Source organism: Bacillus canaveralius (genome assembly GCF_002860125.1).
In the GTDB taxonomy this organism is placed as follows: domain Bacteria; phylum Bacillota; class Bacilli; order Bacillales; family Cytobacillaceae; genus Bacillus_BJ; species Bacillus_BJ canaveralius.
Map to the genome: position 1 here is coordinate 1 of NZ_PGVA01000041.1, position 22,515 is coordinate 22,515.

At 41.2% G+C, this 22,515-nt stretch carries 22 protein-coding genes, 1 pseudogene and 1 riboswitch; of the genes and pseudogenes, 5 read left to right on the forward strand and 18 right to left on the reverse strand.

All coding sequences use genetic code 11. The features are described from left to right. The first annotated feature begins 157 nt into the window (after positions 1 to 157). Positions 158 to 361, forward strand: a complete 204-nt coding sequence (locus CU635_RS15865) for a hypothetical protein (protein ID WP_101578363.1) — start codon at positions 158 to 160, stop codon at positions 359 to 361. A 153-nt stretch (positions 362 to 514) separates the two neighbouring features. Here the strand turns inward: CU635_RS15865 and CU635_RS15870 are convergent, their stop codons facing one another. Together CU635_RS15870 and CU635_RS15875 are read right to left on the reverse strand one after the other, a co-directional pair. Next, the gene (locus CU635_RS15870; protein ID WP_101578364.1) at positions 515 to 958 is read right to left on the reverse strand and encodes a DUF6376 family protein; all 444 of its coding nucleotides are present in this window, start codon (positions 956 to 958) and stop codon (positions 515 to 517) included. A gap of 154 nt (positions 959 to 1,112) precedes the next feature. After that, complete coding sequence (locus tag CU635_RS15875) at positions 1,113 to 2,006, reverse strand: YitT family protein (protein WP_101578365.1); 894 nt, start codon at positions 2,004 to 2,006, stop codon at positions 1,113 to 1,115. 304 nt (positions 2,007 to 2,310) lie between these two features. Between CU635_RS15875 and CU635_RS15880 the strand changes: the two genes are divergently transcribed. Together CU635_RS15880 and CU635_RS15885 are read left to right on the forward strand one after the other, a co-directional pair. Continuing rightward, positions 2,311 to 3,375 carry a DUF3900 domain-containing protein gene (locus CU635_RS15880; RefSeq protein ID WP_101578366.1) on the forward strand — a complete coding sequence of 355 codons (1,065 nt, stop codon included), beginning with the start codon at positions 2,311 to 2,313 and terminating at the stop codon, positions 3,373 to 3,375. Between the two features lie 41 nt (positions 3,376 to 3,416). Further along, the gene (locus tag CU635_RS15885; RefSeq protein WP_101578367.1) at positions 3,417 to 3,707 is read left to right on the forward strand and encodes a DUF6509 family protein; all 291 of its coding nucleotides are present in this window, start codon (positions 3,417 to 3,419) and stop codon (positions 3,705 to 3,707) included. Positions 3,708 to 3,826: 119 nt separating this feature from the next. Here the strand turns inward: CU635_RS15885 and CU635_RS15890 are convergent, their stop codons facing one another. The 4 genes from CU635_RS15890 to cspD form a co-directional block, all read right to left on the reverse strand. Continuing rightward, entirely contained in the window at positions 3,827 to 4,036 is a 210-nt protein-coding gene (locus CU635_RS15890) for a cold-shock protein (protein WP_101578368.1), read from the reverse strand. A 340-nt stretch (positions 4,037 to 4,376) separates the two neighbouring features. Next, positions 4,377 to 4,577, reverse strand: coding sequence for a cold-shock protein (locus tag CU635_RS15895; RefSeq protein WP_101578369.1), 201 nt, complete (start codon positions 4,575 to 4,577; stop codon positions 4,377 to 4,379). A gap of 99 nt (positions 4,578 to 4,676) precedes the next feature. Further along, positions 4,677 to 6,107, reverse strand: coding sequence for a degradosome RNA helicase CshA (cshA, locus tag CU635_RS15900; protein ID WP_425427544.1), 1,431 nt, complete (start codon positions 6,105 to 6,107; stop codon positions 4,677 to 4,679). A 363-nt stretch (positions 6,108 to 6,470) separates the two neighbouring features. After that, the gene (gene cspD, locus CU635_RS15905; RefSeq protein ID WP_101578371.1) at positions 6,471 to 6,671 is read right to left on the reverse strand and encodes a cold-shock protein CspD; all 201 of its coding nucleotides are present in this window, start codon (positions 6,669 to 6,671) and stop codon (positions 6,471 to 6,473) included. Positions 6,672 to 7,141: 470 nt separating this feature from the next. On the opposite strand from cspD, the gene CU635_RS23405 reads away from it, so the two are divergent. Next, on the forward strand, positions 7,142 to 7,318 hold the full coding sequence (locus tag CU635_RS23405) for a hypothetical protein (protein ID WP_180956498.1): 177 nt from the start codon (positions 7,142 to 7,144) through the stop codon (positions 7,316 to 7,318). 53 nt (positions 7,319 to 7,371) lie between these two features. Here CU635_RS23405 and CU635_RS15910 read toward each other — a convergent pair whose 3' ends face one another. From CU635_RS15910 to ku, 5 genes are all read right to left on the reverse strand, one after another. Further along, positions 7,372 to 9,051 (reverse strand): glycerol-3-phosphate dehydrogenase/oxidase, encoded by a 1,680-nt coding sequence (locus CU635_RS15910; protein WP_101578372.1) that lies wholly within the window; start codon positions 9,049 to 9,051, stop codon positions 7,372 to 7,374. A gap of 140 nt (positions 9,052 to 9,191) precedes the next feature. After that, positions 9,192 to 10,682 carry a glycerol kinase GlpK gene (gene glpK / locus CU635_RS15915; protein WP_101578373.1) on the reverse strand — a complete coding sequence of 497 codons (1,491 nt, stop codon included), beginning with the start codon at positions 10,680 to 10,682 and terminating at the stop codon, positions 9,192 to 9,194. A 30-nt stretch (positions 10,683 to 10,712) separates the two neighbouring features. Continuing rightward, complete coding sequence (locus CU635_RS15920; RefSeq protein WP_101578374.1) at positions 10,713 to 11,537, reverse strand: MIP/aquaporin family protein; 825 nt, start codon at positions 11,535 to 11,537, stop codon at positions 10,713 to 10,715. A 219-nt stretch (positions 11,538 to 11,756) separates the two neighbouring features. Next, positions 11,757 to 12,305, reverse strand: coding sequence for a glycerol-3-phosphate responsive antiterminator (locus CU635_RS15925; RefSeq protein WP_101578375.1), 549 nt, complete (start codon positions 12,303 to 12,305; stop codon positions 11,757 to 11,759). Between the two features lie 246 nt (positions 12,306 to 12,551). Then, the gene (ku, locus tag CU635_RS15930; protein WP_101578376.1) at positions 12,552 to 13,382 is read right to left on the reverse strand and encodes a non-homologous end joining protein Ku; all 831 of its coding nucleotides are present in this window, start codon (positions 13,380 to 13,382) and stop codon (positions 12,552 to 12,554) included. Between the two features lie 142 nt (positions 13,383 to 13,524). On the opposite strand from ku, the gene CU635_RS15935 reads away from it, so the two are divergent. Further along, the gene (locus CU635_RS15935) at positions 13,525 to 15,357 is read left to right on the forward strand and encodes a DNA ligase D (RefSeq protein WP_101578377.1); all 1,833 of its coding nucleotides are present in this window, start codon (positions 13,525 to 13,527) and stop codon (positions 15,355 to 15,357) included. 42 nt (positions 15,358 to 15,399) lie between these two features. Here CU635_RS15935 and dapF read toward each other — a convergent pair whose 3' ends face one another. The 7 genes and pseudogenes from dapF to CU635_RS15970 all read right to left on the reverse strand — a co-directional run bounded on the left by dapF (position 15,400) and on the right by CU635_RS15970 (position 22,374). After that, positions 15,400 to 16,383, reverse strand: coding sequence for a diaminopimelate epimerase (dapF, locus tag CU635_RS15940; RefSeq protein ID WP_101578378.1), 984 nt, complete (start codon positions 16,381 to 16,383; stop codon positions 15,400 to 15,402). Positions 16,384 to 16,529: 146 nt separating this feature from the next. Continuing rightward, positions 16,530 to 17,786, reverse strand: a complete 1,257-nt coding sequence (locus CU635_RS15945) for an EAL and HDOD domain-containing protein (RefSeq protein WP_101578379.1) — start codon at positions 17,784 to 17,786, stop codon at positions 16,530 to 16,532. A 207-nt stretch (positions 17,787 to 17,993) separates the two neighbouring features. After that, a complete protein-coding gene (locus CU635_RS15950) occupies positions 17,994 to 19,229 on the reverse strand; it encodes an NCS2 family permease (RefSeq protein WP_373270859.1) in 1,236 nt (411 codons plus the stop codon). Between the two features lie 324 nt (positions 19,230 to 19,553). After that, positions 19,554 to 20,018 carry a 6,7-dimethyl-8-ribityllumazine synthase gene (gene ribH / locus CU635_RS15955; protein WP_101578381.1) on the reverse strand — a complete coding sequence of 155 codons (465 nt, stop codon included), beginning with the start codon at positions 20,016 to 20,018 and terminating at the stop codon, positions 19,554 to 19,556. A 31-nt stretch (positions 20,019 to 20,049) separates the two neighbouring features. After that, positions 20,050 to 20,667, reverse strand: a pseudogene (gene ribB, locus CU635_RS15960) (3,4-dihydroxy-2-butanone-4-phosphate synthase); the annotation flags it as partial. An 18-nt stretch (positions 20,668 to 20,685) separates the two neighbouring features. Then, positions 20,686 to 21,339, reverse strand: a complete 654-nt coding sequence (gene ribE / locus CU635_RS15965) for a riboflavin synthase (RefSeq protein ID WP_101578383.1) — start codon at positions 21,337 to 21,339, stop codon at positions 20,686 to 20,688. 133 nt (positions 21,340 to 21,472) lie between these two features. Next, positions 21,473 to 21,619, reverse strand: a riboswitch (FMN riboswitch). Between the two features lie 179 nt (positions 21,620 to 21,798). Further along, positions 21,799 to 22,374 carry a TlpA disulfide reductase family protein gene (locus tag CU635_RS15970; RefSeq protein ID WP_101578384.1) on the reverse strand — a complete coding sequence of 192 codons (576 nt, stop codon included), beginning with the start codon at positions 22,372 to 22,374 and terminating at the stop codon, positions 21,799 to 21,801. Positions 22,375 to 22,515 lie beyond the last annotated feature (141 nt).

Consider the following 22,515-nt stretch of genomic DNA (forward strand, 5'->3'; position numbering starts at 1 on the left):
GAATCCGCTTACACGTTTTAGGTGGAAATAAATTCCGCCAACAAATGCTTGACTCAAACTAAGTGCCATTTGAACGATTTAAACCTTCCGTTTTATGATATGATAAATAACAATAAGGCTATAATAACTCTAAAATAACTCGACAGGAGAATCACATATGTCTGATGCTAATGAAATAAACCAAGCAGAACCACAAAAAAAGAAAGTGAGTTTGCAGGAAGCGATCAAGCAGCAGCTTGAAGCGAAGAAAAATCAAGCTGCTGACAACAAATTAAATGGCAATAACTCTCAATCGACGAAAAGAATGAAAAGCCAGCAAACTAAAAAAGTCAGCAACACAAGACGAAAAATGGGTGTATAACTAACGGCGCACAAAACATAAAGAGTGACTTCTATTTATTGAAACAAAAATAATAGAAATCACTCTTTTCGTTTTATGTTGAAACGCAATCTGATTTCATTGCCTTCCACTTCAAGTTTCGTCAATAATCACGCAGATCATCATACATACTAATTAAGATCCCAACTGTTCCAACTGCTCAACAACACTGGAAATTTCATTTAATGTCGTTAATATTTGCGAATCCTCCAATGTAGTTAAATCAAGATTTCCTAGTTCGATATTTTCCAGATACGTATCTATGGCCGCTTTTAATTGTTCACTATAATCAGTTAATTGGGCATGGATATCTTCTGCCATTTGTGGTGGTTCAATGGCGATGAAAATTTCTGCATCTTCTTTCATATTAATCAAGCTGTTCTTAAGCTCCTGAACCGATTCATTGTTAGCTATTGCTTCTTCCGCCAATTTCGGCAATTCTTCTCTAAATTGGTTTGCTTCGTTTATATAAGTTGTTGCATCATTGACATATTCGACCGATTGATTTAAATCCTCCATGAACGAACAGCCGCTTAGCAGGATGGCTATCATTCCGACAATGGTTATATTCTTCTTCATTGTTGACTCCCTTCACTAAATTTTTTTATTAAATATAAATACGGTTGAAAGCTATTTAAGTTTCAGATTATCAAAGTCCTTTTATTTACATCGAAGGCCTGTGGATTCAAAGTATATGGACAAAGGCTGGCACGATGCAGCCTTCAGGAATGTATCAATGGATGTCGCGCTTTTTGAATCTTCCGCCACGCACTTCAGATATATTTGCGACGGCGAGAAAAGCGGATGGATCAAGGTCTTCAACGATCATTTTCAGCTTCGCTTCTTCAAGCCGGGTAATCACGCAGAAAATGACCTTTTTGTTATCACCTGTGTAGGCCCCTTCTCCATCTAAATATGTGACTCCCCTGCCAAGCCGGGCAATAATGGCATTGCCAATCTCTTGATGATTGTCAGAGATAATCCAGGCTGATTTTGACTCATCAAGCCCCTGAATGACAATATCAATCGCTTTAAATGCGATAAAATAAGCAATCATCGAATACATCGCACGATCCCAGCCAAATACAAAACCGGCTGTCCCGAAAATAAATAAATTGAAAAACATGATGATTTCACCAACCGAAAAAGGCAACTGCTTATTAGCTAAAATAGCCATTACTTCGGTGCCATCGAGAGAGCCTCCATAGCGGATAACCATTCCGACTCCGACTCCGAGAGTCATTCCGCCAAAAACAGTCGCAAGCAGTAGATCATCGGTAAAGACAGGGACTTCATGCAGCAGAAATGTAGTCACGGAAAGTACCGCGATTCCAAGCAGTGTCGATAGGGCGAAGGTTTTCCCAATTTGCTTATATCCGATGAAAATAAACGGTATATTCAAAAGAAAAATAAAAAGGCCTAATCGCCAGCCTGTCAGATGAGCAAGGATAATCGAAATCCCGACAATTCCCCCGTCCAAAACACGATTTGGAACTAAAAATTCTTCCAGGCCAACCCCCATTAAGATCGCACCAAGAACAATAAAAAATATCCTCTTCGCGAGCTTCGTTTTTGGTAAACCTTTATGTCGAATGCTTTCAAGTGTATGTGGTTCAAATCCGTTCATTATCCACGCCCCTTTCATCATTAAATACCTTGTGCGATTGTATGTTAACTATCGAAATTATTCGAAGAAAACCATCCATACCCTTAGTTTAACATTATGATTAAGGACAGTCCCATAGCACTTAATACTCGTAAGACTATTTTTCCTTATATTCCTTCCTTTGACAAGCAGTATGCTCTCTACTAATTACTTTTCGAATATATATTAGTAAATTCTGTCCGTTTATATTAGTCCTTTTCCATTGACGAAAGACAGCCTGCTTTTCTATACTGAGGAGAGCTGAATTGCAGAAACGGGGAACATCATGGATTTTGAAATCATCTATTTATCCTTTTACGTTATTCAAGTAGAAGGGAAAGGCGAGCAAACAGATAGACGCTATAAACATTTTCAAACGCTAAACCATGAAGATTATGAACAAAGCGCGTTAAAAATCTTTTTGGACGGTGAACTGGCGAAAATTTCAAAAAGAAAAGTTGACCGCCATCCAAAAACAGACCAAGTCCCGACCAAGATCGGTCATTTTATTGTCGAAGCTGGGCATGAGCTTAGTTCAAATCCGAACTATAATCTTTTCCAAAGGGTAAAATCAGCCACATCCAGTCCTGAATTTCAGGAAGCAAACGAACAATTGGTGCAGGCTTACTTGGATACAAGCGCTGTCCGTGGCGGCGCTTTTCTGGTTGCCTCAGCAAAGCTGAGAAAATATTTTGACGAACCTTTTGTGTTTATCATGAAGTGTGACTTTGAACCAAAAGTTGCGTCCATTTCTGATGAGTCAACCTTAATTAATCATGTCGAAATGGCAATAACGACGAAAAATATGAAATCGATCCAATATCCATATATGCCTGAAGAGGGGATCATTGAAGAGGCTGAATTAAAGATCCACCAGGCATCGCATGCACGCTATTTTGAGGACTTCTTGAAGTATGTTGATTACGCTGAGTCAATGCCGGAGATTGTTAAGACACAAGTGATCGGCATGGTTCGTGAGCAGCTTGAAGATCGGTTTGAGCCTGACAGCGACGAAAGAGAACAGTTTGAATCAGCGATAGAAATATGGGCAGCGAGCCCAAAACGGGAGCTGCAAGAGCAATTTTCCACCGCCCAGATTGTCGAAGCTGCTGCCCAATTAGTCGACCATACACCTGAACTCGAGCTAAAAGTGAAGCTTGACCACATTTCCGTTAATGGAATGCTTGCGGATTTCGGCGATCACATCCATATCGGCAAAATGAACGATAAATATGTAATGCTGATTGAATCCGATTCAATCAACTTTGAAAAAGGTTTTTCACCGATTGAGTTTTTAAAACCAGAGAATCTTGAAGAAATAATGGACAGAATAAAAAAGAAACAAGCATAAAGCCGAATGACCTTGAAAAATGTCCGAAGGAGTGCAATACAATGAATATCACGGAGTATACAGTTGAAAAAATCGGAGATCCATTCGGAATTTTAACCGGAGATCGCTATGATTTTTTTCTAAGAGTAGAGGTTCCTGAAGACGACGAATTGTACATGGAAGCAGGACTATCTCTTAAAGTACTGTTTATCGTGACCGAAGAAAGCGAAAAAATCGCCAACTATCATTTCATCGATGATGCAACTGAAAAAATTCTTGAGTTTGAGCTGGAGGAAGATGAGGAAGAAATGGTAGCAGCGTTCTGCAAGGAACATTATAAAGAAGCACTCTGAAATATAAAAACGGGCAATCCATTTGCCCGTTTTTCTTCTATTCGGTTACAATAGCGAAAAATAATAATCCTCTTACTATTTATACTAAAAATTATGGACGGATCCTTAAGTCAATCAGTTCAAGAATGCTTATACTTGGGGCTGCTGTTAACAACAACTTGGAGCAGTTTAATACCCTGCCTCATCTCACAACTACAGATAGGACATAAAGGTGTTTCACTGCTTTTGAAATTATCCCTTACCCAGGCGTTGCAGCCATCAGATGTACATTCCCATACCTTCGTTTCTTCCGTTACTACTTCTATATCTTTCTTTCTACCAAACGCCATAATGTTTTTCCTCCCCGTTTCTATTTTTAACGGACTGGCACCAAACACATTTATTATATGCACCGCGCCGGCAAATCTTGTTAATACTTTTAGCCTAAATAAAGAAGTGCGCTGGAACAAGACGTCAAAAGAGTCCAACCGATTTTCATCATGTTATTAAAATATTTAAAAAAAGAATTCACTGCCATGAACGCAATACCTCCAGGCCCCAAGCTTGCATCTAATATGTGTTGCTTGCCTTAAAAGCCGCTCGATCCTTTACATAACAGTGAATTCTACTGGCATTATTCATTTATAAAATAGCTTTCTTTACACCGAAAACCTTTTATAATGCAAAAAATTAAGCTTTTTGGACGTTGACAGCTTGAGGTCCGCGTTGGCCTTCTTCGACACCAAAAGTCACGCTTTGACCTTCTTCTAACGTCTTAAATCCATCTCCCTGAATAGCAGAAAAATGAACAAACACATCTTCTCCACCATCCGTCTCGATAAATCCAAAGCCTTTCTCTGAATTAAACCATTTTACTTTACCTGTTGCCATTTTTTAATTCCTCCTAAATTAATCAAGCATATGAGTGGTATTTTATGGACTGCCACTATACCTAATAATATGGACAATTTATGCCAAATTAAACCTATATTACTGGAATTTATTCTTGCGAGCCGGACGATTTCTTGTTCTGCTTCTATCATTGCGGCGGTTCCAATCCCGATCAGAGCGGTTTCGATCTCTGCCGGCGTTCGGCTTTTTAGAACGGAGCGGCTCCACTGCCGTTAATCTGACAGGTGTTGCATCCGGCTCTTTTGTTAATAGTTTTAATGCGGAAGCAAGCAATGTCACCGAATCTGTATCCTCCAGCAGTGTTTCGGCAATATGCTTATATTCTGAGAAATTACCTTGTTCCATTACATCGCGAAGCCGCTGCATGGTCGCTTCCTGATGGCCTGCCAAAACTTCTCCCATCGTCGGAATCGGTGTTTTGGACATTTTTTTCTTAGTCATATTTTCAATTGACCGCAAATGGTCTGTTTCCCGCGGCGTTACGAAAGTTATGGCAATACCTTTTTTGCCTGCACGTCCTGTTCGGCCGATCCGGTGTACATAGCTTTCGGGATCCTGTGGAATATCAAAGTTATATACATGGGAAACGCCGCTAATATCAAGGCCACGGGCGGCTACGTCTGTGGCAACCATGATATCAATTGACTGTTCTTTAAAACGGCGGATTACTTGATCCCGTTTCGACTGGGGAACGTCCCCGTGAATTCCTTCTGCCGAGTAACCGCGTTTGATTAAACCTTCAACCAGTTCATCGACCCGTTTTTTTGTCCGTCCAAAAATAATCGCCAGTTCAGGAGATTGGATATCAAGAAAGCCGGATAACACATCAAACTTTTGCTTTTCCTGAACTTCAACATAATGCTGTTCAATGTTCGTGACAGTCATTTCTTTTGCTTTGACTCTGACCAGCTCAGGATTGTCCATAAATTTTTCAGCAAGCGACTGAATTCGCTTTGGCATTGTAGCCGAGAAAAGCAGAGTTTGATATTTCGTCGGTATCTGGCCAAGAATCTTTTCAATATCCTCAATAAAGCCCATATTCAGCATTTCATCTGCCTCATCAAGGACAACAGTATGGATGTTTTGCAAACGGATCGTCCTGCGATCTAAGTGATCCATTAACCTCCCGGGGGTGGCAGCAATAATTTGCGGCCTATTCTTTAAAGCTCTGATTTGACGGCTAATATCCTGCCCGCCATATATTGGCAATGTGCGAATTCCCTTTCCATTGCCGATCTTGTTCAATTCCTCTGCCACCTGTACGGCTAACTCACGCGTTGGTGCGAGAACTAAGCCCTGAATGCCATCTTCAATGACTGCTTTTTCGATCAGCGGAATCCCGAAAGCGGTTGTTTTACCTGTTCCAGTTTGGGCCTGGCCAATTAAATCCCTGCCTGTCAATGCAAGCGGGATCGCCTGTGCTTGAATCGGTGTTGGTTCTTCAAAGCCCATATTCGATACAGCACGTTGAAGTTCTTTGCTTAAATTAAATTGCTCAAATGTTGTCAAACCGTGTATGCCTCCTTCACACCATTGGTGTGGATGCTCATTTATTACCTTGACCTTAAGGTAATGCATCAATATTTTATAAAATGTTTTCTTTCTCCATTCATATTTTACCTATCCGCTGGCAATTAAAACGTTACTTTTACAAAAGTTACAAAAAAGAATCAAGCCCTCTGCTATCATCTTTAACTGCTCCATGACCGGCCAAGCAAAATTAGTTCTGCGGGATGGCTTTTAGGCCCCTGATTCTTTACATCTTCAGTTGGAAAGGATTGTCCTAATTGACAAAATGCAGGTATTTATGAAAAGAGGATATAAGTGGAAAAGGCGGTGCCACCTGAGCACCACCTTAAGATTTTCGAGTTATTAAGCTTTGGTAACGTTAGCCGCTTGTGGTCCGCGGTTTCCTTCAACAACTTCGAAAGTCACGCTTTGGCCTTCGTCTAATGATTTGAAGCCATCACCTTGAATAGCAGAGAAATGAACAAATACATCTTCTCCACCTTCTGCTTCAATGAATCCGAATCCTTTTTCTGCATTAAACCATTTTACTTTACCGTTTTTCATAATGAAAAACCTCCTGAAATTGTTTCACCATAACACTTTTTATAAAATTCGGAAAAAACGAAAGCCGCAGCTTTGCAACGAAATAAGGAATCGGCCTACTTTCATTCCAGTTGCGACTACTTGTATCCATCTAATTATATAACGAGCTTTATAGCGTTACTTTAATAGTAAATTAATAGAGCCGCAAAGTCAACTTTAATTGCCCTTTTCTATCCTGTATCCCCAGTAAGAAAAAAAGTGGGATTCGCTTTTCTTCCAGGCTAATAATGCAAAAGGGATTGCAATAAATCAGTATTTTTAATAGAAAATATGCCGGGCGTAAAGCTGGTCGCTTATCGTCAGAATTGCATGAGAATAAGCAGGTTCGTTACCAAAATTTAACCTGTATCTTTCCTTCAATGTATAAGTGTATATTTCATCTTATTGCAAACGATAATAAACTTACAAATTTAATTTAAAGGGGTTATGAAATGACTGTTGATAATCGATTAACTGGACAGAAAAAAGGTAATGCGTTATATAGCATCGCTTTCGGCGGATTAATCTTAACAACAATTTACACAGCAATATTAGCGTCACAATTAATGAGTACAAAGCGTAAAGTTGATTATATCTATTACAAAACAAAGTTTATTGAAAAAAAATAAATTTGCAAACCTCAGTATTATTTTATAAATTCTTCAATGAAAAAACTCTCCAATTAAATGGAGAGTTTTGTATTTTCTTTATAACCAGGCTGTGCCTCGGCTATTGCCGCTTCTAATTCCTTTATGTGGTTTTGTTTTTCCCCATCTGTCCAGGCGAACTTGTCAGCAAAATAATCAACTACCTGCTCTTTCCATTTTTTAACGAGGGCGATATTAAACAACAGGGCGCCCGTTCTACGATAGAAAAAGTCAAGCGGGGTTGCAGCCATTTCATATTGGACTGCATATTCTAATTGTCCGAATAAAACCTTTGGCAGCTGGTATTTGTTTCTTATGTCGTGATTGGCGTTAATTAATTCAACAACAACCGGGCTGTTCGAACCATAAATGGCTGCAATCTGGGAAGATTCTTCTTTTGTCAACCCTAAAGACATCCCCTGTTTTGTTTGCTGAGCAATATAGCGAGTAAAACCTTCTGATCCACCGACGTCCCCTCCGGAGATCGGCATATGCTTTGTTGAACTTTTCGGGAACTGCTTATTTTTCTCATTACTTAGCTTTTGTGCCACTAAATCGACAATCGTTTCTGCCATTTTCCGATATCCTGTCAGCTTACCGCCTGCGATCGTGATAAGTCCTGATTCAGATTCCCAGATCTCATCCTTCCGTGATATTTCTGATGGTGCCCGTCCTTCTTCATGGATGAGCGGTCTGATCCCGGCCCAGCTGGATTCGACATCCGCTTCGGTAATATTCACAGTTGGAAACATGTAATTGATGGCGTCAATGATATAAGCCCTGTCTTCCTGTGTTACGCCTGGATTCGCTTTGTCCGCATCAAAAAAAGTATCCGTTGTTCCAACGTAAGCCTTTCCTTCGCGTGGAATCGCAAACACCATCCGTCCGTCAGGTGTATCAAAATAAACAGCCTGTTTCAGCGGAAAGCGGCTCTGGTCAATGACAATATGAACGCCTTTGGTAAGCTTTAACGTTTTGCCTTTTTTGGAGCCATCCTTTTCACGGATTGTATCGACCCACGGCCCTGTCGCATTGATCACCTTGTCAGCACGGATTTCAAATACTTCTCCCGTCGTTAAGTCGGTTATTGATGTCCCGACAACCTTTTGATTCTCATACAACAAATTGTCGGCGCGCGCATAGTTTACGGCGGTAGCTCCTTTTTCAACTGCAGCTTTTAACACTTCAATCGTGAGGCGGGCATCGTCTGTCCGATATTCTACATAATAACCGCCGCCTTTTAAGCCGTCTTTTTTGACAAGCGGTTCTTTATTTAAGGTTTCATCAGCACCAAGCATTTTTCGGCGCTCTGTTCTTTTCACACCCGCCAGAAAGTCGTATACCATCAAACCGATCGACGTGCTCGTTTTGCCAAACGTTCCACCTTTATGCATAGGCAGCAGCATCCATTCCGGTGTCGTTACATGTGGACCGTTTTCATAGACAATCGCTCTTTCCTTGCCCACCTCTGCTACCAGCTTCACTTCAAATTGTTTTAAATAGCGAAGGCCTCCATGAACAAGCTTCGTTGAACGGCTGGAGGTTCCAGCTGAAAAATCCTGCATCTCTACGAGCGCAGCTTTCATTCCTCTAGCAGCAGCATCAAGTGCAATTCCAGCGCCTGTAACTCCTCCCCCGATGATAAGAACATCAAAGGATTCAGCTTTCAGCTTATTTACTATTGTTGTTCTGTTCAGGTTCGAAAACTTTTCCATTTTAGTACCCTCCTAATGTAGAAAAAAGACCACAAAGCACACTATCGCTAGATCCAATAGTGTATTTGTGGTCTCTCCCTGTCTCCTGCCGAGTATTAACTTAGTTTAATCATAACATATATTTATGTCTTTGAAAAATATTACTTAAATGCCATTGTCGCATGGACAGCTTTCTTCCAGCCTTGATAGAGCTTGTCGCGGTCGTTTTCACCCATTGTAGGTTCAAAAGATCGATCAATGGACCATTGTTGGGCAATTTCTTCCTGACTTTCCCAGTAACCTACCGCAAGCCCGGCCAGATAGGCTGCGCCAAGTGCAGTCGTTTCATTGATAGTAGGTCTTTCAACAGGAACATTTAAAATGTCGCTTTGGAATTCCATCAAAAAGTTATTTTTAACTGCTCCACCATCAACACGCAATGTCTTCAGTTCAATTCCCGAATCTGCTTCCATTGCGCCGAGAACATCTTTTGTCTGGTAGGCAAGCGATTCAAGTGTCGCCCGGACAAAGTGTTCTTTTGACGTTCCCCGTGTTATGCCAAAGATTGCTCCACGTACATCACTATCCCAATACGGTGTTCCAAGACCAACAAAAGCGGGCACAACATAGACGCCGTCAGTAGATTGAACCTTGCTTGCATATCCTTCACTATCTTTTGCATCCTTTAGCATTCTTAATCCGTCACGAAGCCATTGAATGGCAGAGCCGGCAACAAAGATACTTCCTTCAAGGGCATATTCCACTTTCCCGTTCAATCCCCAGGCAAGAGTTGTTAACAACCCGTGCTCTGAACGAACCGCTTTTTCGCCAGTATTCATGAGCATGAAGCAACCGGTTCCATAAGTGTTTTTCGCCATCCCTTCACCAAAGCAAGCCTGGCCGAAAAGTGCTGCTTGCTGGTCACCTGCTGCACCGGCAATCGGCACTTCTTTACCAAAGAAATGATAGTCGATTGTGTGCGCATATATATCAGAAGACGGGCGAACCTCAGGCAGCATCGACTTTGGTACTGTTAAAATTTCAAGAAGCTCATCATCCCATTTAAGATCATAAATATTGAACATCAGTGTTCTTGACGCGTTTGAGTAATCGGTTACGTGTGCTTTGCCTCCTGATAGCTTCCAGATGAGCCATGTGTCAATCGTTCCAAATAAGAGCTTGCCTTCTTCTGCTTTTTGGCGTGCGCCTTCAACATTATCCAAAATCCATTTTACTTTCGTTCCGGAGAAGTATGCATCAATGAGCAAGCCTGTTTTATTGCGGAATAAATCGTTATGGCCCTGTTTCTTTAGATCATCGCAAATGTCGCTTGTTTGCCGGGATTGCCAGACAATCGCGTTATATACCGGCTGGCCTGTTTCCTTATCCCAGACAACAGTCGTTTCACGCTGGTTGGTAATCCCGATCCCGGCAACTTGTTCAGGCTTCACTCCGGATTCGGATAAACAGCCGGCAATAACCGCCAAAATCGAGCCCCAAATTTCATTTGCATTATGCTCGACCCAGCCCGGCTGTGGAAAATATTGCGTAAATTCCTTTTGGGCAGAATGAACAATTTCTCCTTGTTTGTTAAAAAGAATTGCCCGTGAACTTGTTGTTCCTTGGTCTAAAGATAAAATAAATTTTTCCATGAATGCCTCTCCCCCGAATATGTTATGTTTTTATGCGACAGCCTTTGATTGATCCATTTCACCTGACTGTTTTTTTCCGAATAAATACGCTAATAATAATATTACTATTGTAATAGAGATAACACTCCATGTCATCGCATTCACTTTTCCGTTATACATATATTGATAGAATACGGAGCCTAGTGAACCACCCAGAATCGGACCAACCACCGGAATCCAGGAATACCCCCAGTTGGAGCCACCCTTACCCGGGATCGGAAGCAAAAAGTGAGCAATCCGCGGACCAAGGTCACGAGCCGGATTAATCGCGTAACCGGTTGTTCCACCAAGCGACATCCCGATGACAACAATCAGTAAGCCGACCGCGATTGGGTTCAATCCCTCTGTAAATTGGTTTGCACCAATGAAAAGCAATCCTAGAACAAGAATAAAAGTACCAATAATTTCACTTAAAAGGTTTGAAAATGTGTGAGGAATTGCCGGGCCTGTCGAAAATACACCAAGCTTGGCTGCCGGATCAGGAGTCTCTTTCCAGTGCGGCAAGTAATGTAAAAAGACTACAAAAGAACCTAAAATAGCACCGATCATTTGCGCGAGGATATATGCCGGTACATCCGCCCAGGCAAAATCTCCATTCACTGCCAATCCAATCGTTACCGCAGGATTTAAGTGTGCACCACTGATGGATCCAACCGCAAATACTCCCATTGTTACGGCAAGTCCCCAGGCGATGGTTATGACAATCCATCCCGCATTATTGGCGTAAGATTTTTTCAATGTGTTCCCGGCGCCAATTCCGGCTCCAAAGATAATCAAAATCATGGTGCCGATGACTTCTCCCATAAAAGCAGTCATAAATACTCCCCTTTCTTTTTTGAAAGCGTTTGATTTTTATTTAACAACAAGTTTGATAAGAAAAAGGAGATACACGACAGAATAACCCTCTGAAAGAGGCAATCTGCGTGAATCTCCTTTTCTCCATCACGATTCATTAACTTGTTAATTATCAGTATACTGACCTATGAAAGCGTTGTCAACAAATTAAGATTTTTTTCTTTGTGTATGTTGATCGACCTAGAGGATAAACATATCCCATAGGTCCGTTTTCGACGTGGTAATCGCGACAGCACCTGCTTTTAGGGCATTTTTTACTTCCTCGGGTGAACGGATTAAGCCACCGGCAAATATAGGAGTGTTCAGGCGTTCCTTCACTTCCTTAATCATCCACGGCATTGCACCTGGAAGGACTTCGATGTAATCTGGCTTGGTCTTTTCAACAAGCTTGTAGCTCTTTTCAAGGGCATGGCTGTCAATTAAAAAAATCCGTTGCACGGCTATCACCCCTTTTTGCTTTGCTTTATGGATGACGCTCGACTTTGTTGAAATAAGGCCGTACGGTCGATATTCCTGGCATATGTATTCTGTAGCATAGTCATCGTTTTTAATGCCATGAATCATATCGACGTGATAAATCATTTTTTTATTATGCTGTCGTGCCATCGCATTGACATTTTTTAATTGAGCGATATGCATCTCCAGAAACACACCGATCTGATAGGGACTATCCAAAAATATTTCAAACTCTTTCATACTTGATGACGCTGGCAAGATCTTTTGGTTCACTCTGTTACCTCCATTTGCTGTTCGCAGAATTCAACAATCGCCTCTTTTCAACCGATGGGCAATGCGGGGGCAGTAGTAGCATCACCAACCGCATCACTGCCGGAAAATGGATTACGGGAGGCTGTGCTTTAGCCTGTTTCTCGGATTAATAAAATCATACATGAAGCACATGCAAACTTCCAGATCTCTTTTCATATATGAAAAACAGGGATGGCCATTGTTTTCATGGACAAATCCACTCAACTCCTATGCTTCTTTTCTTGTTTTCGTGGCGGTGCGCTTTTTTCTGGCTGGCGCCTTTTTTGGTTTTGTTTTATCAATAGAAGCTTGCAGGGCAGCCATGAGATCGGTAACATTTGATTTTGGCTCTTTTTCCGTCGGGGTAACCGTCTCTTTACCTGTACGTTTCGCTTCAATTAATTCCAGCAGTTCATTCCGATAGTCATCGGTATATTTTTCCGGCTCAAACTCGGCTGTCAGCTGATCAATTAACATGATCGCCGTATCAAGCTCCTTTTTAGTTACTTTATCTTCGGCAGGAACATTGGGTACATCAATCGCTCCGCGAACTTCGTCCGGATAATGTATCGTTTCCATGACCAGTGTATTTTTATATACCCGCACTACTGCCAGTTGTTCCTTTGATCTAATCACGATTTTGGCGATCCCAACCTTGTCCGACTCATCAAGCGCTTTTCGCAGCAGTGAATATGCCTTGCCTCCTCCATCTCCCGGTGACATATAATAGCTTCTGCTGTAGTAAATCGGATCGATTTCTGTGATCTTGACAAAATCGATAATTTCAACCGCTTTATCTTCATTTTCCTTCTTTAATTTTTCTAAATCATCGTCATCTAGAACCACAAACTTCCCTTTTGTGTACTCAAAAGCTTTTACGATGTCTTCATTTTTTACTTCCTTTTCACAGACCGGGCAAACCTTTTCGTATTTAATTGGTGATTTGCATTCCTTATGCAAAGTGCGGAGCTTCACATCTTTATCTTCAGTTGCTGCATGCAGCTTAATCGGTATATTAACCAGTCCGAAGCTAATGCTGCCCTTCCAAATTGTATGCATTACGGATTCTCCATTCGTTTTTGTTTACTCTTAATTTGTGTGAACAGAGGCAAGAAATTCATTAAAACAACTGGAAACAGATTAGTTTTAATGCCAAAAAGGCAAGCTAATATAAACAAAAGCTCGAAAGGATGAAAGCAGAATGAAACCGATGCTGCCTACCCTTACGTTTGATGTTCCTAAAGGCGAAAATTGGGTTTATGAGGTGAAATATGACGGGTTTAGAGCGATATTAACCTGGGACAATGACATAACTTTAATTAGCCGGAACGGCAAAGAGCTTCTTTCCTTATTTCCGGAAATTGAACAGTTTCTTGTTGAAAATCGCTCCGTCTTCGAACCCTACCTGCCTTTTGTACTCGATGGAGAGCTTGTCTTTCTCGAAAACCGCTTTAAAGCTGGCTTTGATTCCATCCAAGTTCGAGGCAGGATGCGGTCTGAACAAAGAATACATCAGAAGGCCAAAGCTTCCCCATGCAGGCTGCTGATATTTGATATTTTACAGCTGAAGGGCAAATCCTTAAAAGAGAAGAAATTCATCGAGCGCAAGGAAATTTTGCTGAATTTTTTTAAAACGGCAGGCCTTCCCCTCGAACCTGACGAAAAACAGCATAAGCTGGTTCAGATGATTCCTGCGCATAAAGATTTTAAGAAAATTTGGGAGAAGGTTATCCTGTATGATGGCGAAGGAATCGTCGCAAAGCAGGTGAATAGTCACTGGACAGCTGGAACAAGGACGCGGGAATGGATAAAAAATAAAAATTGGAAGTACGTGTCTTGTTTCATTTCAGCTTATGAAAAGACAAATGGCTATTTTTATGCTTCAGTATTTAAGGATGGCCGCCCTGTCCCGATCGGAAATTTCTTATTTGGACTTAAGCCTGAAGAGAAAAATGCGTTATTCCAGATCGTTAAAGAAAATAAAATAGAGGAAGACAGCGAATTTATTTATGTTGAACCTGCTATTTGTGTAGAGCTAAAATATTTGGAAATATACGAACTGCAAATGAGAGAACCCCATTTCGAGCGATTTCGTTTTGACTTGATGCCTGAAGAATGTACATTCGAAAAATTTGTCCAGCAGCAGAAAAACGTTCCTGTTGATGTCGAAATTACCCATCCCGATAAGCCGCTTTGGGAAACGCCGCCCATTAAAAAAATCGATTACATTCATTATTTACGAGAAATCTCCCCTTATTTTCTGCCGTTTTTAAGGGATCGGCTCTTGACTACAATACGCTATCCGCATGGAATATTTGGTGAAGCATTTTTTCAGAAAAACCGGCCCGATTATACACCTGAATTCATTGACACCAGCGAAAGCGATGGGATCTACTACATTGTTTGCAACGATCTGAAAAGCTTGCTGTGGCTTGGCAACCAGCTTGCCTTCGAGTTTCATGTTCCTTTCCAAACGATTCATAGCACTGGCCCGAGTGAAATAGTCTTTGACCTCGATCCGCCCTCAAAGGATGCGTTTCCGCTCGCCATTAAGGCGGCCCGCTTGATTAAGGAAGTGCTGGACCATCTCAAGCTGATCAGTTTTATCAAAACATCCGGGAATAAAGGTCTCCAAATATATTTACCATTGCCGGAAAACCGCTTTTCTTACGAGCAGACCCGCATGTTTACATCGTTTGTCGCCGACTATCTCGTTTCAAAGGACCCTGATTCCTTTACGGTCGAACGAATGAAGAAAAAGCGTGGAAAACGCCTATATGTCGACTATGTCCAGCATGCAGAAGGAAAGACGATCATTGCTCCATATTCTCCGAGAGGAAATAAAAATGCAACGATTGCAGCGCCGCTTTTTTGGGAGGAAGTAAACGAAAAATTAACTATAGACACCTTTCAAATAACCACGATGTTAAAAAGATTAAAAACGCAAGGATGCCCTTTCCAAACATTCTTCCAAACAAAGGAAATACAATCATTTGAACCTGTTTTGGAGTTTCTTACCAATGGGGCTAAATAGCAAAAAGCAGCTACCTGTTATAATGGCGGCTGCTTTTCAAATTTAAATATATTTGCTTAAATAGTCTTTTACATGCTCCTGTAATTTTTCATAATGTGTTGATTCCTCTTTGAAGAATTCCTTCGGGCCTGTTTGGAAATGATCAACGGCGTTCCAATTAAAATTGACCTTCGTTTTGTATACATACGTGGCATTTCCAATTAAGTCAATTGAATAATTTCCGTTTTGTTCGTGGATGATACAGTGAACCTTCCCGCCATTATTATAAACCTCGATCGATTTTTCTTTGTCATTTAATCCGTTCAAGTATGTGACAAGACTTGAAGCAGACATCGCCGTACCGCAGGCATTTGTAAAACCGACGCCTCGTTCAAAGGTCCTCACATAAATTGCCCCGTCCTCAAGCGCTGTAACAAAGCTGACGTTCACACCATCAGGAAACAAATCATTTGGGCCATTTACGCGCTCACTCAAGTGTTTTTGCAAGTCTGAATGAATTTGCTCAGCCTCGACGATCGCGACAAGATGCGGGTTTGGAACAGCCAAAGCCGTAAATCGCAATTGATCGGAAAGAGCGGGTATCTTTTCATGATGCAAGCTTTCTTGGGGAAGATTTAACGGTAAATCTTTTAAAGCAAAAGAAACAGGTGAAATTTCAACCTGATAAGTTGGAACATGAGCAAAAAGATCATCCATTTTATTAACAGACAGATTGACCTTCATGGTTTCGATTACAGCACTGCTCTTTTTTTGCAGTTCACAAACATAACGGGCAACACAGCGCAAGCCATTGCCGCACATCGACGCCTCGGAACCATCTGCATTAAACACACGCATCCGTGCATCAGCATGCTTTGAAGGCATGACATACAATATTCCATCCGCTCCCAGTTCGCTTGAACGTTCACATAATGCTTTGGCAAGTTCTGCCCGTTGCTCTTCCGTAAAGACGTAATCATTTGAAAGCTCATCTATTAGTAAAAAGTCATTGCCGGAACCATGGCATTTTATGATATCAATCTGCAAGGACTAAACCTCCATCATCGTTTTACTGGCTTTAAAAATAGCTATTACAAGAGTGCCACATTTCAGTTTAATATTCAATTAAAGTTATTCCTATTGTGCTTTTCCAAACACAGTTATTTTTTTCGGCAGTATACGAATGAACTCGCCTATATTAACTTGTTTTGGTTACTTGCTTCGTCATTCAGGAGATGATCAGACCAGTTTAACGCTTCAGCATAGATCAAGAACAAGTCCTTTTCCTCAATCTTAAACTCACGGCATTTCTGATTAATCTTAATCCAATCCGCTTTTTCAACTGCGACGACAAGGTCGAGTACTTCCTTATAGCAATTTGGCTCTCCTTTTAGAGCTTCGCAAATCTCGTCTTGCAGCGGCAAGTCTTTGAGGATCTTCTCCATCGAAGTTCCCATCACCGTATCCATTAAAGAAAACATACCTGTCATGAAGAAACTTGAACAAAACGCTGTTTGTTTCTTTAGCCTCGCAACCGATTCACACATTTTAGCTCTGGTCAGGCAAATTTTTATTGTTTCCTTTGATAAACTTTTTGCCATTCCTGTTGTCTCTCTTACTGCCATAACATATATCCACTTTTGGGTTTCGATTAACCCGAGCAAAATAATCGCCTGGCGGATTGAGTTAATTTTATATTTCGGGCGAAATGCCGGTGAATTAATTAGCTTTAACAATTTATAAGAAAGGGATAAATCTCTTTCTATTAGTTCTGAAACCTCATCAATACTTGGTGCAGTCATTGAAAAATTTTGGATCATTTCAAAATAGGACGGGAAGTACGTAGGTATATCATAAGTCGAAACAATGTCAGGCTTTGAAAAGAAATAGCCCTGAAAAAAATCGTAGCCTTTTTCTTTTGCTGTTAGAAACTCTGTTTTCGTTTCAACTTTTTCAGCAAGCAGCTGAATATTCTGCGACTTTGCTGCAGATTCGATCCTTTCCCGGATTTCTGACGATGTTTGTAAAAAATCTACCTTTATGATATCAGCGTAGCTCAGCAACTCAGAAGAATATGGGTTTTGCTCATTTAATGCATAGTCATCAAGAGCTATTTTATAACCGAGCGCTTTCAGTTCCTGGCAAATCTCAATAATTTCTTCACTAGGCTCGACCGACTCCAGTATTTCAACAACAATTTCGCGCGGCCGAAAATAGGTCGGCAGCCGCAATTGAAGAAGATTTTCTGTAAAATTAATGAAGCATGGCTTGCCATTCGCTACATCATCAATTCCGATGTTCAGAAAGCTATTAATAATTACATCGGCGGTTGCCTGATCTCCATTTACATTCGGAAACACATTTACTTGATTGTTTCGATGGAGAAGTTCGTAAGCAAAAACTTCTTCCTTCTTATTAAAAATCGGCTGCCTTGCAACAAAAACTTCCATTCCTGTTAACCTCCGAACCGTCTGCAAATGTCTATTGATCCCACCCTACATTCTAGCGGAAAGATCATTGTAACTTTGTCGAAATTTGTAACTTTCAGAAAACTTTTTACATGATAAGCAATTATCTCCTTTATTTGGACGAAAACAAGCAAGAGATTACAAAAATCGTGAAAACAAAAAGAGACACCATAAGGTGCCCCCTTCTTGTTAACCAATAAAATGAACGACAAAATTCATTAAAAATAAAGCAGAAATGAAATATAATGTTAAAGAAACTTCGCGTGCTTTACCAATAGCAATTTTCAAAATTGGATAAAGAATAAATCCAATCGCAATTCCGTCAGCAATGCTGTAGGTAAATGGAATCATCACAATAATAAACAGAGCCGGAAAACTTTCACTTAAATCCTTCATGTCAAGATTGCAGATATTTTGCAGCATCAACCCGCCAATAATGATTAAAATCGGGGCAATCGCACTGTCAGGAATTAATTTGATCAATGGGATTAAAAATGCCGATACACCAAAGAGCAGGCCTGCGGTGACAGCGGTCAACCCGGTTCTCCCCCCGGCAGCCATGCTTGCTGCACTCTCAACCGTTGAAACGGTCGGACTCGTGCCGAATAAACCAGAAAGCAGTGCAGAAACAGCGTTTGCTTGAAAAGCACGTGTGAATTTCTCGGATCTCCCGATAAAATTCAAATGACCGTGAACAAGGCCGATATTCTCAAAAACAAGTACCATCGTCATTGAGAAAACGGCTACCCAGAAAGTAAAAGAAAGCACTCCATCAAAAGAAAAAGCCGCAAACACAGTCGAGTAATCATGCAAGGTAAACGTTTTTTCTGCCGAGGCAGCCGGGCCAATTAAGCCGAAGGACCAGGAAATGATCGTCCCGGCGATGATACTGATAAAAAAATTGCCGGAAACGTTACGTAAAAACAAAATGATTGCAATCAAAAATGTCAAAATCGTTGCAACCACCTCTGGATTCCCTAGTTCACCAAGTGAAATAATTGAGTTACTGCCCCTTACGATAATCCCGCCTTTTTCAAGTCCGATGAACATGAGAAACAGGCCAAGACCAACCGTAATCGCCTCCTTCAGAGAATGCGGAATCGCCTCACTTAATTTTTTCGCATACTTTGAAAAAGCAACGATGCAAAACATCAGGCCGGAAACAAACACGACTCCTAGTGCTTCCTGCCAGGATAACCCCATTGAGTTGACCATCGTGTAGGAAAATAAAGCATTAATTCCCATCCCGGGCACGAGTAAAATCGGGGCATTTCCCCACAATCCCATTAACAGGCAGCCAGTCACCGAGGTCACAATCGTAGCGATGATCGCCGCTTCCAAAGGAATTCCTGCTTCTGAGAGGATTAGCGAGTTCACCGCAATGATATAGACAATCGTAAAAAAACCGACCGAGCCGGCCAGCATCTCTTGTTTTACCGATGTCTGATTTCTTTCAAGCTGAAAGAATTGATTTAGCCTATTGTGCAATTAAATCATATCCAGTTTTTCATAGCCCTCTCCCTACCCGCTTTGCCTGAAATCTTCAGGTAAGCCACAAGTCAGTATTTTATCAGAAAAGTATTGTTAATTCTACAGAAAGCATTTTGTAAAAGCTTTATACCAAATCTGGATTTCAAATTTTCAACTGCTTTGCATGTAAAAACTAGATGTAAAACTTGATTCCCCAATTGAGTGGATAATCTGACAGCCAGAAAAAAACAAGCCCCACACTGGAGCTTGTTCCGTCTATTATAGCTGCTTGTACAAATTCGCCATTTCAATGGCACTTGTTGCTGCTTCCCAGCCTTTGTTTCCAGCTTTTGTACCGGCCCGTTCAATCGCTTGTTCAATTGTTTCGGTCGTCAATACGCCAAAAATGATTGGGATCCCTGTCTGGAGGCTGCTGCTGGCAACACCCTTTGCCGTCTCGCCGCTAACGTATTCGAAATGGGGTGTCGCCCCTCTTATTACTGTTCCGAGCGTAATGACAGCATCATATTTTCCTGATTCGGCAAGTTTTTTGGCCATCAAAGGAATTTCAAATGCTCCCGGAACCCAGGCAATCGTGACATCTTCTTCCTGGACGCCATGCCGATAAAGCGCATCCTCGGCACCGCTGAGCAGCTTGCTTGTGATAAATTCATTAAAACGGCCGACAACGATCGCCATTTTCAAGCCTGTTCCAATCAAATTTCCTTCGATTACTTTTTTCATCGTGTTTCTCTCCTTATATACAATTTCATCTTTTTTGAACAAGTGAATCATGTTTAAGACTGTATTGAATTAAATCCGCGATTGTAATCATCCTCATATCAAATTTATTGGCAAGCTTCTTCAAGTCAGGAACTCTGGCCATCGTACCGTCTTCATTCATGATTTCACAGATGACCCCGGCTGGCGGCGAGCCGCATAATCTAGCTAAATCAACAGCCGCTTCCGTATGGCCGGCTCTTTCCACGACACCGCCGTTGTTGGCGATAAGCGGAAAAACATGCCCTGGACGTTTAAAATCGCCTCCGGTTGCTTTCTTATCCAGCATTTTTCTGATCGTTAAAGACCGCTCAAACGCACTGATCCCCGTCGTCGTTTCAACATGATCAATGCTGACGGTAAAAGCCGTTCCGTGTGAATCGGTATTGTTTTCGATCATTGGGTCCAATCGTAGTTTCTCGGCCAATTTTTTTGTAATTGGCACGCAAATCAAACCCCTGCCTTCCTTCGCCATAAAATTGATCACTTCCGGGCTGGAAAGTTCAGCGAGGCAGACAAAGTCTCCTTCATTTTCGCGATCTTCATTGTCACAGACAATGACTATTCTTCCCTGTCTTAAATCTTCAAGGGCATCTTCAATTCGGTCAAACATTTAAATTCCACCTTTCAGTTACATGAAGCCGTTTTCCCGTAAGAAATCAGCAGATATCCGGTTGTCTTTTTGCTGGCTGCTCATTTTGTTCTCGATGATGGTATGTAAATATTTTGCAAGCATATCGAATTCAATATTCACAATCTCGCCTGGTTCCTTCAAGCCAAGAACGGTTTCTTTACTTGTGTGGGGAATGAGCGAAACGGTAATGAGATTATTTTCTACCGCAAAAATCGTTAATGACGTCCCATCAATCGCAATCGACCCCTTAAAGACAACATACTCAATCCCGTGTTCGGGAATTTCAATATCAACGTATATGGCGTTATCTTTTGTTCTCTTACGGATGATCGACCCGGTACCATCAACGTGGCCTGTAACAAAGTGACCGCCAAACCTGCCGTTCGCTGCCATCGCCCGTTCGAGGTTCACAGGCGACCCTCTCCGCAAAAGCGACAAGGAAGTCGATCTATACGTCTCCGGCATCACATCGGCAGCAAATGAATTAGCATTGAATTCGGTTACCGTCAGGCAAACTCCATTGATCGAAATGCTATCGCCAAGCTGAATATCTTCAAGCACCTTTTTGGCATAAATATTCAATTTTAACGCTTCACCCTGTTGTGAAATACGCTGCAATGTGCCGATTTCTTCAACGATTCCTGTAAACATTCTTTCTCACCACCTTTATGGATGCCCTTCTGAAAATTTTAATTTGTACAATTAAAAACCCCGTACTAAAAACAGTACGGGGTGAAAGCCATGACAAAATAAACGTTGTAAAAAGCTATTTTCCAACGCATATTTATGCCTTCTCCCATCCAGACTTTTACTGTCGGCTTTGGAATTTCACCAAATCCACCGTTTCCAAAATGTGAAAACGGGTCACGGGCTTAGAGACCGATGCCTCATCACCGCCGGTTGGGAATTGCACCCGACCCCGAAGGCGGCTATAAAATATAGCCATTCTAAAATTAAGTTGTTATTGCTATCGTACATTAACGTATTAATTTATGCAATTTTTAGATTCAGGGTTTTGTACCACAGGATATCTGTTTAAGTGTTTAATCATGTGGATCTTGCTAACAACAGTTACAAAAAAACAGGAGATGCAAACGGCATCTCCTCTTCTTATGGTAATCTTTTCAGTTCATCTTCTAAAAATTCTTTATTTACTCCGCCGATTATTCTGCTGCGAATGATTCCGTCAGAATCAATAAAAAGGCTTGTCGGGTACGTGAGTATTTCGAACCGGGAAGAAACTTCATTCCTCTCATCCATTGGAATTGGAAATGTCAGTCCGTACTTTTTCACAAAATCAACGGCATCCTGCCTGTTTTTTTCTGTAACCGTTGAATTGACGGCAAGTATTTCATAACCATCCTTTTGATATTTCTCATACATTTCTTGCATATAAGGCATTTCTTCTTTGCATGGCGGACACCAGCTTGCCCAGAAATTAAGTAGAAGCTTTTTTCCTCTTAATTCTTCAAGGATGACCTTCTTTCCTTCGATATCCGTTAATTCAAAATTGGGGACCCGATTTCCCGGCTCTATCCCAATCGGAAGCTCGTTTGGATTATTAACTTCCTCGTACTTTTCAATTTTGAGAATCTCTTCACTCGGTTTGTTATCCATTAAAATGAAGGTATCTACTAGATACAAAACAAGGATGGCGGCAGCTGCCATTATCAACAATCTTTTCAAACCTGCTAACCTACTTTCATTCCCCTTTTACGTTTATCGGTCCTAAAAAAGCATTATTATTGTAAATATTTAATAGAAACTAGCCATCGCGGTTGGTTTTATCATACACTATTTACACAACAAGAAAAATTGATTTAGCTT

What these genes read in the sequence shown, in the direction of transcription:
- ribE (WP_101578383.1), bottom strand. Translation starts at nt 21,339, where the DNA reads ATGTTTACAGGAATCGTTGAAGAAATCGGCACATTGCAGCGTATTTCA.
- ku (WP_101578376.1), bottom strand. Translation starts at nt 13,382, where the DNA reads ATGCATACAATTTGGAAGGGCAGCATTAGCTTCGGACTGGTTAATATA.
- glpK (WP_101578373.1), bottom strand. Translation starts at nt 10,682, where the DNA reads ATGGAAAAATTTATTTTATCTTTAGACCAAGGAACAACAAGTTCACGG.
- CU635_RS15920 (WP_101578374.1), bottom strand. Translation starts at nt 11,537, where the DNA reads ATGACTGCTTTTATGGGAGAAGTCATCGGCACCATGATTTTGATTATC.
- CU635_RS15895 (WP_101578369.1), bottom strand. Translation starts at nt 4,577, where the DNA reads ATGGCAACAGGTAAAGTAAAATGGTTTAATTCAGAGAAAGGCTTTGGA.
- CU635_RS15875 (WP_101578365.1), bottom strand. Translation starts at nt 2,006, where the DNA reads ATGAACGGATTTGAACCACATACACTTGAAAGCATTCGACATAAAGGT.
- CU635_RS15870 (WP_101578364.1), bottom strand. Translation starts at nt 958, where the DNA reads ATGAAGAAGAATATAACCATTGTCGGAATGATAGCCATCCTGCTAAGC.
- CU635_RS23405 (WP_180956498.1), top strand. Translation starts at nt 7,142, where the DNA reads ATGACTGTTGATAATCGATTAACTGGACAGAAAAAAGGTAATGCGTTA.
- CU635_RS15890 (WP_101578368.1), bottom strand. Translation starts at nt 4,036, where the DNA reads ATGGCGTTTGGTAGAAAGAAAGATATAGAAGTAGTAACGGAAGAAACG.
- CU635_RS15945 (WP_101578379.1), bottom strand. Translation starts at nt 17,786, where the DNA reads ATGGAAGTTTTTGTTGCAAGGCAGCCGATTTTTAATAAGAAGGAAGAA.
- cspD (WP_101578371.1), bottom strand. Translation starts at nt 6,671, where the DNA reads ATGAAAAACGGTAAAGTAAAATGGTTTAATGCAGAAAAAGGATTCGGA.
- CU635_RS15885 (WP_101578367.1), top strand. Translation starts at nt 3,417, where the DNA reads ATGAATATCACGGAGTATACAGTTGAAAAAATCGGAGATCCATTCGGA.
- ribH (WP_101578381.1), bottom strand. Translation starts at nt 20,018, where the DNA reads ATGAAAAAAGTAATCGAAGGAAATTTGATTGGAACAGGCTTGAAAATG.
- CU635_RS15935 (WP_101578377.1), top strand. Translation starts at nt 13,525, where the DNA reads ATGAAACCGATGCTGCCTACCCTTACGTTTGATGTTCCTAAAGGCGAA.
- CU635_RS15910 (WP_101578372.1), bottom strand. Translation starts at nt 9,051, where the DNA reads ATGGAAAAGTTTTCGAACCTGAACAGAACAACAATAGTAAATAAGCTG.
- CU635_RS15880 (WP_101578366.1), top strand. Translation starts at nt 2,311, where the DNA reads ATGGATTTTGAAATCATCTATTTATCCTTTTACGTTATTCAAGTAGAA.
- CU635_RS15865 (WP_101578363.1), top strand. Translation starts at nt 158, where the DNA reads ATGTCTGATGCTAATGAAATAAACCAAGCAGAACCACAAAAAAAGAAA.
- CU635_RS15950 (WP_373270859.1), bottom strand. Translation starts at nt 19,229, where the DNA reads ATGCTGGCCGGCTCGGTCGGTTTTTTTACGATTGTCTATATCATTGCG.